Consider the following 11,901-nt stretch of genomic DNA (forward strand, 5'->3'; position numbering starts at 1 on the left):
AAAGACAACATTTGCTGGCTGTTAGTGACTCAAGCAGCCATACGGATGAATGACTCGACTAAGAAAGGATGAACAACCATGTGCGGTATAACCGGCTTCATACAGTGGAATCGGGATTTGACCCAGGAATCAGAGCTGCTGGTCCGGATGACGGACAGCTTGTCGAACCGGGGGCCCGACGCTTCAGGTACATGGATCTCCAATCCTTGTGCGTTCGGACATCGACGTCTCAGCGTTATGGACCCGGAGAACGGGGCACAGCCCATGCATGCGTTACAGGGAGACACCTCCTATACCGTCGTGTATAACGGAGAACTATACAATGCACCCGAGTTGAAAAAGGAATTGCTCCAACGTGGACACCATTTCCGCACACAATGTGATACGGAAGTGCTGCTCGCCTCTTATATTGAGTGGGGACCGGCCTGCGTTGACCGGTTTAACGGAATTTTTGCTTTTGCCATATGGGATGGCGGACGCGAACAGGTTTTTATCGCCCGTGATCGGCTGGGCGTTAAACCCCTGTTCTACAGTCATGCAAAGGATGCACTCGTATTTGGCTCAGAACCCAAAGCACTGCTCATCCACCCGGATGTTGAAGCTGCGGTTGGCCCTGAAGGTTTGGCAGAAGTATTTATTGTCGGTCCTGCCCGGACACCTGGACACGGCGTATACTCCTCCCTTAACGAGCTCAAGCCTGCACATGCGCTTATTTACAACCGAAACGGTATTAAAACCTATGCTTACTGGAAGCTGGAAAGTCAGAATCACGAACATAATCTGGAAGAGACAGCTGCCGAAGTACGCAGACTGTTGCAGGATACATTAGAACGCCAATTGGCTTCAGACGTTCCAGTTTGCTCCCTTTTATCGGGGGGACTGGATTCAAGTGCTCTATCTGCGCTAGCTGTGGATTATTACAACCGTACAGGTCAAGGTCAGGTCAGCACGTATTCTGTCGACTATGTGGACAATGCAAAGCATTTTCAGGCCCATTCCTTCCAGCCTGGTGCAGATGGTCCCTGGATTAAGCGTATGGTGGATGAACTGAAGACAGATCATCACTGGATCGAGATTGAAAACGGAGAACTGGTTCATGCACTGACCCAGGCGATGCTCGTAAGGGATTTACCGGGTATGGCGGATGTAGATTCCTCTCTCTATCTGTTCTGTAAAGAAATTAAAAAAGGAGCCACCGTTGCCATTTCAGGCGAGGCAGCGGATGAAGTATTTGGCGGTTATCCCTGGTTCCATCGGGAAGAGATGCTGAACTCCGGTACATTCCCATGGTCTGTTGCGCCTGACATGCGAGCCGGATTGTTATCCCCGGAAATTCGGGAATGGATCAGACCACTCGACTATCTCGCGGACCGCTACTCGGATGCTGTGGCTGAAGTACCTTTACTCGATGGAGAGACCGGTAAGGCAGCCCAAATGCGAGTCATGTCCTATCTGAACATTACCCGATTTATGCCTACATTATTGGATCGAAAAGATCGGATGAGTATGGGAGCAGGGCTTGAGGTTCGGGTACCCTACTGTGATCACCGTTTGATTCAATATGTGTTTAACGTGCCTTGGGACATGAAAATGACAGGCGGACGGGAAAAAGGCATTCTGCGTAAAGCGCTGGAAGGTGTACTGCCTGACGATGTGTTGTACCGGAAAAAGAGTCCGTATCCAAAAACACATAACCCGCAGTATCTTGCTGCCGTTAAACAGCAGGTGCTGGATATTCTGGATGACGCAAGCTCACCGATCTTACCCTTAATCGACAAGGCTCAAATTCGCAAATTAGCCTCCTCACCGGATGCTTCATCGAACCTACCTTGGTTTGGACAGTTAATGTCAGGTCCACAGCTGTTTGCTTATCTGACACAAATCAACTCGTGGTTGCGTACGTACAAAGTGGCCATTCGATAAATAAGGATCTTGATCTTTTCATTCTTAGAAGGGGTGCCGATGAGCAGCATAATCGCTGTTCATCAGGCACCCCTTCGTCATACTCGACTAAAAGTACTTGCTGACCGATATCTATCGGTTAATCAGAACCGGATTACGTTCAAGCAATCCATTGCCAAAAATATCTCTGAAAGGAGAATCCTCCATATGAATATAACCGATATAACAGCCACACTTCTTCATGCCACACGGCCGATCCGCAGCCAAAGCTTCCAAACCATCGCGGTATAGATGCCCAATAATTCGGCGATCCTTGTAACACCTTTTTACATGCCCTGACCCTTGCACATAAAATACCTCCGAACCCGCGGAACAGCGCTTGCCCAGACTATCATAATCCCGGAGGTTCCCTTCAAACAGTGGATCAACGGATCGTAAAAAGTCGACCTCTTCCACGCTATAATATTTGGGTCGATCTTTAAAAGCATTGATCCACATATACACGTCATCGGGTAAAGCCTGCCTCATCGATTCAATAGCGGGGAATGCACTGCGCAATCCAACTGTCCCCACACTAAAAGCAAGTCCCATCTCACGTAAAGTCAAACATTGTTTGACGAAGGAAGACTCCTTCGTCTCACGCGGGTGATAAGTCGCCCAGAATGCCGCTTTATCCCGGTTCAATTCGCGGGCCCAGTCCAGTTTGATAGACAGATTGGTTTGGACTGCAATTTTGTCCACATGTGGCATATGAGATAGTTCAATCATTGCTTCCCGATACCAACGTCTTACCAGAGCTTCTCCATACGGGTTAAAGAAAATCGAAAATTGATGTCCAGCACTCTCCTGATCCCTCACCCAATTCACAAATTGTCGCAGTTGTTGTTCATCCACTTCCAGCGTCTCCTTGGAATCTACCGTTTTGCTAAACGGGCAGTATGGGCAGTCGTAATTACAGGACGACAGCTTCCCCCGATAATACATGGTTGCTCTCATGAGAACACAAACCCTTCCATTTGTTCACGAACCTCAGCGGAGATGAGCCAATCTCCAATGGCATCCGAGTAGCCCAATCCCTCTTCTGTCAGACGCAGCACCTGGTTACCCTTATCGTCCTGCTCAAGCTCAGCCATGCCCTCTGACAGCAATTCACTCAACCATCCGTAGTCAGACATGACTTCCGTTCCGAATCGCTGATCATAATCCAACAGCGCCAAACCTTCCCGATGCAGCAGAGCTTTCAGAATAAAGCGGCGCTTCTGCTCTTCCCGGCTGAGTATAATGCCGTAATCGGCCACATCATAACGCTCGGTTGCCGCATAATCAGCGATGATGCTCTGTGTAGCCTTATAACTAACACCATATTTGGAAGCATAGTGTACTTCACTGGTATAAGAACGTGCACCACATCCCAGACCAACCATACCTTCTTCCTGGCAGCTGTAGGGTAGAAGCTCTTTGCTTGCAAAAGAAGATTGTTCTTTGGCAAATCTGCGCATGGAATACTGTACATAGCCCCTGCTTTTTAAAGTCTCACGCGCAGCCTTATACAGCTCCATCCGAATATCCGGTCCCTGACGCTGAATATCATCCGGCTTCACAATGGTGTTCTCGCGAGTGTACAGTGGATAAATGAAAATCTCACCCGGTTCATATGAAAGGACGCGTTCCAGCGAATATAGCCACGATTCCACCGTTTGTCCCGGCAGACCATAGATCAGATCCAGATTCAACAATGGAAATTCAAATCTCGTAAGCTTCTCGAGCGCGCGTTCCACTTCCTGTGGTTTCTGCGGACGGTAAATGGCTGCCGCTTCAGCTTCGATAAAGCTTTGGATGCCCATGCTTACCCGGTCCACGCTTCGCTCCTTCATGATCGCCAATTTGGCTTCAGTCACGGTATCCGGTGACGTTTCTACCGAGATCGAAGCTTGCGTCGGATCGAGCCCCATCACCTGTTCCGCAATATCAAACAAGCGGTTCAACTGAATTTCACTCAATAAAGTGGGTGTCCCACCACCGATGGCAAACCTCGAATAGGGTCTGCGTGATGTGAGTGGCGCCCACTGCTTGGCTTGCCGTTCCAGTGCATCCACATAACGCACATGGGTGTCATCACGACGATCCGGTAACGTGAACAGGTTGCAAAACCCGCAACGAGCGGCACAAAACGGAATGTGCATATATAAAAAATACGTATCGGTATTCTCACGTTCCCACAACGGACCGAGCGGTAATGGCGGATTCAATTCCCGGTATGCGGTCTTGTGGGGATACGAATATAAATAAGAGCGATAGGGAAAAGCAAGCACTTCTCTGAGACCTGTAGCTTTATTGGATCCGGACTGTGCGGAATGACCTGCTGTCGTATGTTGAGATTGATCGTCCATCGGTTTCCTCCCTGTATCCGGTTTGTAATCGTTCATGATATAAACCATTTGTTCTATAAAATAAATTCACGGTAAGGCACATTCCAGACGACATCATGCGCCAGTCTGTGCCCCTGATAGCCATCCTCACCATACGCCGTGCCATGATCGGAAAAAGCTAGACAAAACGTAGGTCGTGCACGCTGCCTCATTGCATCAAACAATGGCCCAAGGGCCTGATCCACATACCGAAGCGCTGCACGCTGTGTTTCTACCGAGTCCTCTCTTGCCCCCTCCACAAAATAGCGATTGGGCCCATGGATGGCAGACACATTCAAGAACAAAAACAGCTTCTCATCCGGTGCGCTTTGCTTCAGCAGCTTCAAGGCATGCTGAACCTGATGCTCAGTCGATTTGGGGTTAGTTACCCCAAAATTCATCCGCCAGTAGCTCTGCTGAAAATAACCCGGCAGAACTTTGGCGAGCGGATTTTTCTTGGTGAAGAAAATGACCCCGCCAATACAAATGGTACGGTATCCTTCAGCCGCTAACCCGGATACGATATCCGGTGTATCGAACAGCCAGGTATGCGGATGCGTCTTTAATCCGGTATTGCGGGAATGAAAAAGTCTTACGTGGGAGGCTTTGTCCGTATTGGCAGGTGTAGGCATGAAGCCACCGAAAAAAGCATGATGTGCCGCATATGTAAAACTTCCCGGGGTATGACGCTGCTCCCAAGAACCCGAACCGCACAGGTTGGGGCAATTCTGTTCCTCCAGCTTGGCCACGTCATACCTTAACGTGTCCAGCGTAATCATCAATAGATCATGGGAGCCAACGATGGTGTTCATATCATGCATGGTTGTATGGCTCCTTTCGCAAAAGTTCCATTTCCCATTCATAGGTTCCAAGTCCGTTATGCTGTACTCTGTACAACAAATCTCCGAACGGATTCACATCCAGAATATAAGCACGCGGCTCAGTGCCACCACTGAGCATCACATCAATACCAGCAGACCATGAGTTGGGAAAGGCAGCCATCGCCGCTTTCGCTGCCGTCTGAACCCGTTCCATCTGCTGTTCATCCAGCCCCGCTTCTGCGGGCAGCAACCGCTCATTGCGCAAATGCAGATTGGTGATCGGTGTATGACTAAGCCGTACGATGGCATGACCTGCTTGTCCACCTGCCACAAGCTGGCGAATATCAAACACGCTTGAACCTAGAGACGCTTTGGCCATCCAGCGTTCAATCTGGGCACCCTCAGCACACAACCAATCCATGAGCGCCGAAATCTCCGAAGTACATGTGTACCTGCGCATCCGGCCTTCATTATAAAAAATGGTCTTTCCCTGAACCTGCTCCATTCCCACAGTGGTTATGGCGATTTCGGCACCCGTTCGCGGATTAATTTGATAGGCAACAACGCCTGAAGCCCCGGAGCCACACGCAAGTTTCACGAAAACGCGATTCATACCGGCAGTTTTCATCGCTGTACGCAGGTCTGCATAATTGCTGATCGGCGCCGAAGATTGGAGGGTTGGGGGAACGTGAACGCCATGGGCAGATAGATGCTGCTGGCATTTCCTCTTATCAAACATGATCGCAATGTCATGAGGATCATTCATGAACCGGGCATTAGGCCAATATTCCAGAGCTTCATGGTGAATTCGTTCCAAACATGCTTTCCAGCCGCGAAACCATTGGTTGGGCGCGTAAATCCGCCCCCACTCCTGTTCAAGAGTGAGTGTCAGTTCTGCCGGAATCATTCTCGCAGAAGGGCCATCGATTAACGGAGAAATATCATTTACAGCTCCAAGAAAAAGCAGCTCACGCTCTACTTCCCATTCCTCACCAGGGGCATCTATTCGGATAAGAGGTACACTATTCACTCCATGAACTGAATCATGATTCGCATAGGACATCGACGCTGGTGAAGATATCCACGGCTCTCCGTGCATGTGCGTAGTCCCTCGCCCTTCCAGACATTGCAGTACGGCATCCGCCATGGTTCCCCCCCGTCTCCAAGTCTGTAGCAACCGGGCATAAGGCAGCACAAGTGCAGGTTGTAAGCCAAGACGCTGTCTTGCCTCCTGAAATCCAAGGGTACGGCGATTATTCGGGTTTCCAATTAACAATAACGGCTGCTCCAGATCCGAATCCTTAACTGGGCGTTGCAAATTTTGTTCCATTTCCGTCATGCCTGACATCATTTATTCGGTTAACGACGGGTAACGCCAGTCATCTTCATCACTCTGTTGTTGCTCGCTAACATCTACAGATATACCAGAACGTTTCCAGCGAATGAGCATTTCGTCCGTCATGTAATGGTAACTAAGATTGAGATGTTTGAGTTTTTTGATCTTGTCACTGGCAAGCAGCGCCTCCGCCCCTTCATCAGACAATGTGCCCTCTGACAGATCCAGGACTTCAAGTTGATCCAGAATCGGCGCCTCTGCTGCTGCTTTTGCAATCTCATCCTGAATTTCACTATCTTTCAGACCCAGGTATACGAGCTTTGGAAATAAGCCTTGTTTCAATAGTGGAAGTACATCTTGGAGTGAACCGTCGAATCCATAATCATCCACACCCAAATACAGCTCAAGCTTGCACAATTCAGGCAACTTTGCCCGGGCAATCGAAGCTAACACGCTTTTGGGAAGACCACCGCAAATAATGATCAATTCTTCAAGTTTGGCATGCTCTATTGGTTCAAGACTTAGCCCGCTGCTGCCCTTTACTGAAAATGACTTCAATTCAGGAAAAGCAACCAATAGTGGTGTGAGATCCGTCTGAATAATCCATGAAACCTCGCATTCTTCAAAACCCATATCTCCGATGAACAGTTTCTTCAAAGACGGAAAGCTTGGCGCCAGTCCAATGAGCGTGCCCATAAATTCATCCGGCGAATTTTCATAGGCCTGTCCCCAGTCTCCAATAATCAGGCTCTCCAGCGAACCAGCCTCCGGTTTGGCAGCCAGTTCCCTAATCAATGTTTCCATTCGAATACCGTTCTCATAATCATCATAAGACACCGTAAGCTTCACTTCTTGCATAAGCAAATCCCCTCCGTTTGAGTTCATTGATGATTCGTTAACTTGAATGTTAACCCATACGGTACAAGACTTGCAACTTCTTCCAACCCCGGTCCTAATGCTCTGCTCAAACGTGAAATCCCTGTATTTTCTTTATAGGTATAAGAACGTATGTTCTTATACCTTCCCCTAAAAAAACGGGATTTATTTTGGGTCTCACGTACTGGCTTTATTAAGATCGCTCACTCATATAAAAATAAAAAAACGTTAATGGTCGGTGAGACACTCCACAGGAATGACTCTTACCTTCCACTAACGCTTTGATATTTAAGCAAGGCCATAATTCACCTTATACATTCATATTCATATGAACCGATTCGTTTGAATCTCAGCCTTTCAGACTGGATACGAGCGCTCTCAGGGCATGACCACGATGACTGATCGCCTGCTTTTGCTCCAGCGTAAGCTCGGCCATCGTCATCTCGTATTCAGGCACATAGAAGAGTGGGTCGTATCCAAAACCGCCACCACCGGCTGCTTCAGCTGTGATCCAGCCTTCGACCATGCCTTCTGATTCATACTTGTCTCCGGTCGCCGGATCATACAGCACCAATGCACAGACGAAACTTGCTGGACTCAGAAGCGGTTGCTCCGTATCCTCACCGGATTTGAGCGATTCCAGCGCCTCAAGCAGTTTGGCATTGTTCTTCGCATCGGTTGCATCCTCGCCTGCATATCTTGCAGAATACACTCCCGGGTCACCGTCCAGCAGATCCACGCACAATCCCGAATCGTCAGCCAGGACAGGCAAACCAAGGGCATCGCCCACCGCTTTAGCTTTCTTCCAGGCATTCTCTGCAAAGGTTACGCCATCCTCAACGACATCCGGCAGCTCCGGATAGTCGAACATGCTTTTGACCTCTTTGCCCAGCGGAGCAAATGCATGAGCAAATTCACGTACTTTCCCCGCATTGCGGGTTGCGACAATGATAATTGGGCTACCCAGACTCATTTTAGGCTTCTCCTAATCCACGAGCACCGATCTTGAGTGCAATGGGACCGAGAACTTCTTTTTGACGTTCAATCATCTCCAGAATGCCCTGCTCACCCAGCTCCAGCATCGCGTTCAGCTCACGGCGGTCAAATGGTGCTTCTTCACCTGTTCCCTGAAGCTCCACATATTTTCCGCCGCCTGTCATCACGAGGTTCATATCTACCTTGGCTTTGGAATCTTCATCATAGTTCAGATCCAGCACAGGCTGTTCTCCAACTACACCCACACTTACCGCTGCAATGAAATCCGTAATCGGGAATACTTGCAATTTATGCTGTTGGGCAATTTTGTTCACCGCGAGCGCCAGAGCTACAAACGAACCGGTAATGGACGTTGTGCGTGTACCTCCGTCGGCTTGAATTACATCACAATCCAGCGTAATGGTACGCTCACCAAGTGCCTGCAAATTAACGACCGAGCGCAGTGCCCGGCCAATCAGACGCTGAATTTCCATGGTGCGTCCAGTCAATTTTCCGCGGTTCGCTTCACGCTGATTTCGGGTATGTGTTGCACGTGGCAGCATGGAGTATTCAGCCGTTACCCAGCCTTTACCCTGCCCTTTCATAAAGGGAGGAACACGTTCCTCCACAGTAGCTGTACAGATAACCTTGGTATCTCCCACTTCAATCAGTACAGAACCTTCGGCGTATTTATTCGTGTTAATTGTTAAATTCATCGGGCGCAGCTGGTCGCTGGTTCGTCCGTTAGATCTCATCATTTCTGCCTCCTACGACTTAAGCATCCTGTAATGTCGAGCTTGTTCACACTTTTACTAATCCCTTCTATATTACCAAAGAGTTCACTTAAAAGCATCCTGTCCCCCAAAGAGTTCACTTAAAAGCATCCTATCCACCAAAGAGTTCTACCAACAGTAGGCAAGACCGCTCTTTGTGACTTAAATTGGAATTTCATTGATATATTCAGGCTTCGATACGGGGGCACTGTAATCCCGATTATCATCACTCATGACTGTCTTTTGGCCATTCCATTCGATTTGAACTTTAGCTTCCTTGCCCACTGTGTTCTCGGCCGTGGTCAACACGACAGATTGCAGCAGTTCACTTGGCACAACATCTCCCTCGGTGAACATGTCATCTTTGAGTGCAACCGTTACGGTTCCATCCTCGGACGTTTTGACCGATTGCAGCTGCGTTCCACCTGTCATGACCTCTTCCAGCTCTCCACCTTTGGCTGGCCCCTTGATCAGTTCATTCAACGCCGCCTGCACCCGGTCTCCACCTGGTGTCACAAGACGTGTAACCGGGACATAATATTGAATGCCTGCTGGCGAAGCGGCTGAGAAATAAACCGTTACCGGACTGCTGTTGGTCGTGAATGTATCACCCAAATCTAGATTGATGCCCACTGCCCGATTCAACGGTTCCGGCAGCGGAGTGCTGTTTACTGGCATTTGCGTTAACTTTTTGCCATCCACCCAGATCTGTACGTTCTGTACATCCGGTGTACCGGTGAGAGTCCAGGTTACTGCCTCCAGCATTTTGCGCTCGTTCTTGGCATCATACTTGGCAAAGTTGCCGGAGAACTCCACAACTGCCAGCTTGTCATCCGGATGAATCGTTACGTTCTGAACAACGGTGCCTTGCGGGAGTACGCCCTGAAATCCCTCAGGCAACATTCCTGCATATGGACCACCCGTCACGAGTGTATCCAGGGCGGTCTTGGGACTTCTAACGTCCGTGCCCGACGGTAGCGTCATGGATACCGGAGCCAGCAAACCTTGCTGGTCCTGCAGATACACGGTTGTAAGTGGCAGCTTGGCGAGTGATCCATTGCCTTCGGCCGCCTGAATCATGGCAGCTTCCTGAATCGGCGGCGGTGGATCAATGGCCTCGGATGACTGTGCCCCAAACATACCACATCCGGATAACACCACAGGAATACTCAACAGCGCAGCTGCAGAAGCTGTACGCAAATAACGGATCTTACTCATGATCACGTTCCCCCTCATCATTTTTACAGTTTGTACTACCATGTATACGAGCCTTTGCCCAAAAAATAACTACTTTTTAAACAAGCTAATCATGCATAAAGCTGAAAACAAGCTTTTTCTCCCCCTCGAGGGATAACAAAGAAACCCAAATCGGTTAATTACGTATTAGGATAAAAGTGTAGGGACATTGCTAACTTCAGAGGAGGAATCGCCCATGGAACATCCTGAGCAAGAAAAAATCCCTTATAGTCTGAATAGCCGTAAAGTGGCAGAGGCCACGAGGGAATGGCTGCATAAGCGGGGCGTTACGATCCCTGAGATCGCAGAACTGGTCATGATGCTGCAGAAACAGTATTACCCAGGTCTTACGATGGAAGAATGTATCGACAATGTGGAGAAGGTTCTTCGTAAGCGCGAGGTACAGAACGCTGTTCTGACCGGCATCCAGCTTGATCTTCTGGCAGAGCAGGGTCAACTCATTTCTCCTTTGCAGGAGATGATTGAGAATGATGAAGGGTTATATGGCGTGGATGAGATCCTCGCATTCTCCATTGTCAATGTATACGGCAGTATTGGATTTACGAATTACGGCTATGTAGACAAACTAAAACCCGGTGTGCTTAAACGTTTAAACGACAAGAGCCTCGGGCCTGTGCATACGTTTCTGGATGATATCGTGGGGGCCATCGCCTCGGCGGCCAGCAGTCGGATCGCACATCGCAAACAATCGGAGCTTGAAGAAGCTTTGGGAGAAAAACCGGTCAGCGATGATATCGTATAATTTGCATAAGTGATTAGAAGTTGGAAGTGAAAGAACAAAGTACATTCAACATTCATAACTTTTCTGATCATGACAAAAAGGCGGCCACAAAGGCCGCTTCTTTTGTATGGATTCATTTCTTTTGTAGTAATACACTATTTCAGATGCTCCTGTTTTCCTGCTCCCGCCAAACGATACACCTCTGCCCATTTCTGTTCCGCTGCCGCCTTAGGCTGTACACGACTGGGTCCAATCGTAATTTCCGGGCCTTTACGTTCTCTCAGCATCCCTCGAAGTACCGTAATACCAATGATGCTCAAGCCAGTAAATACGTACATTAGACGCATAAGCACATTGCCTGAATCAGAGCCGGTAACCATGCCATGGAACAGTAAACCGATGAATACGGGATAAGACAACATATGGAACATAAACCACCATTTGCGGCCGAGCTTGTTACGCAGATCACTGGATAACAGTACGATTACCAGACCATAAAAGGCTAACGTACCCAGTCCGCTTCCGATTGGATGCACTGAAGCCGTAAACGGAATGAGCAATTCACTCCAGGTAAACGGGCTATAGTGATCAATATATAGGGTTAATGCATGCACAAGTCCAAGTCCGAAGGCGAGCCAGGTCGTTCGGGTATGCCATTTATACATAGCTGCTTTGGGTTTGCCTTTAGCCATGGGCATCCCTTGAGCAATCCCCAGAAACACACCGGCAAAGAGCAGCAAATAAGCGGCTATCCCACTAATTCGAATGATATTCCACGTTGGCAGGTAATCTACAATCCATTGCGCCATAACCGGCTCCCCCATATCTGACA

General features: G+C 48.8%; 11 protein-coding genes. 2 read left to right on the plus strand and 9 right to left on the minus strand.

Annotated features, from left to right (window positions below):
* Positions 1–78: 78 nt before the first annotated feature.
* A complete protein-coding gene (gene asnB / locus ACFVQB_RS25005) occupies positions 79–1,923 on the plus strand; it encodes an asparagine synthase (glutamine-hydrolyzing) (protein ID WP_379445765.1) in 1,845 nt (614 codons plus the stop codon).
* A gap of 111 nt (positions 1,924–2,034) precedes the next feature.
* Here asnB and ACFVQB_RS25010 read toward each other — a convergent pair whose 3' ends face one another.
* From ACFVQB_RS25010 to ACFVQB_RS25045, 8 genes are all read right to left on the minus strand, one after another.
* Complete coding sequence (locus ACFVQB_RS25010; protein ID WP_379445768.1) at positions 2,035–2,898, minus strand: STM4011 family radical SAM protein; 864 nt, start codon at positions 2,896–2,898, stop codon at positions 2,035–2,037.
* Positions 2,895–4,292, minus strand: a complete 1,398-nt coding sequence (locus ACFVQB_RS25015) for an STM4012 family radical SAM protein (RefSeq protein ID WP_379445773.1) — start codon at positions 4,290–4,292, stop codon at positions 2,895–2,897. Before ACFVQB_RS25015 ends, ACFVQB_RS25010 begins: the two co-directional genes overlap by 4 nt.
* A gap of 53 nt (positions 4,293–4,345) precedes the next feature.
* Positions 4,346–5,131 (minus strand): STM4013/SEN3800 family hydrolase, encoded by a 786-nt coding sequence (locus ACFVQB_RS25020; protein WP_379445779.1) that lies wholly within the window; start codon positions 5,129–5,131, stop codon positions 4,346–4,348.
* Positions 5,124–6,470: an STM4014 family protein gene (locus ACFVQB_RS25025; RefSeq protein ID WP_379445781.1), complete on the minus strand. Its 1,347-nt coding sequence runs from the start codon at positions 6,468–6,470 to the stop codon at positions 5,124–5,126. Before ACFVQB_RS25025 ends, ACFVQB_RS25020 begins: the two co-directional genes overlap by 8 nt.
* Before the next feature lie 12 nt (positions 6,471–6,482).
* Positions 6,483–7,325: an STM4015 family protein gene (locus ACFVQB_RS25030; RefSeq protein ID WP_379445785.1), complete on the minus strand. Its 843-nt coding sequence runs from the start codon at positions 7,323–7,325 to the stop codon at positions 6,483–6,485.
* 367 nt (positions 7,326–7,692) lie between these two features.
* The gene (locus ACFVQB_RS25035) at positions 7,693–8,316 is read right to left on the minus strand and encodes an XTP/dITP diphosphatase (RefSeq protein ID WP_379445790.1); all 624 of its coding nucleotides are present in this window, start codon (positions 8,314–8,316) and stop codon (positions 7,693–7,695) included.
* A 1-nt stretch (position 8,317) separates the two neighbouring features.
* A complete protein-coding gene (rph, locus tag ACFVQB_RS25040) occupies positions 8,318–9,076 on the minus strand; it encodes a ribonuclease PH (protein WP_053783129.1) in 759 nt (252 codons plus the stop codon).
* Between the two features lie 177 nt (positions 9,077–9,253).
* Complete coding sequence (locus tag ACFVQB_RS25045) at positions 9,254–10,309, minus strand: GerMN domain-containing protein (protein ID WP_379445803.1); 1,056 nt, start codon at positions 10,307–10,309, stop codon at positions 9,254–9,256.
* Positions 10,310–10,523: 214 nt separating this feature from the next.
* On the opposite strand from ACFVQB_RS25045, the gene ACFVQB_RS25050 reads away from it, so the two are divergent.
* Complete coding sequence (locus tag ACFVQB_RS25050; RefSeq protein ID WP_379445830.1) at positions 10,524–11,090, plus strand: phosphatidylglycerophosphatase A family protein; 567 nt, start codon at positions 10,524–10,526, stop codon at positions 11,088–11,090.
* A 134-nt stretch (positions 11,091–11,224) separates the two neighbouring features.
* Here ACFVQB_RS25050 and ACFVQB_RS25055 read toward each other — a convergent pair whose 3' ends face one another.
* Positions 11,225–11,878 (minus strand): ferric reductase-like transmembrane domain-containing protein, encoded by a 654-nt coding sequence (locus tag ACFVQB_RS25055; RefSeq protein WP_379445848.1) that lies wholly within the window; start codon positions 11,876–11,878, stop codon positions 11,225–11,227.
* Positions 11,879–11,901 lie beyond the last annotated feature (23 nt).

Origin of the sequence: Paenibacillus sp. NPDC057886, from assembly GCF_042796655.1 — a bacterium.
Lineage (GTDB): Bacteria > Bacillota > Bacilli > Paenibacillales > Paenibacillaceae > Paenibacillus.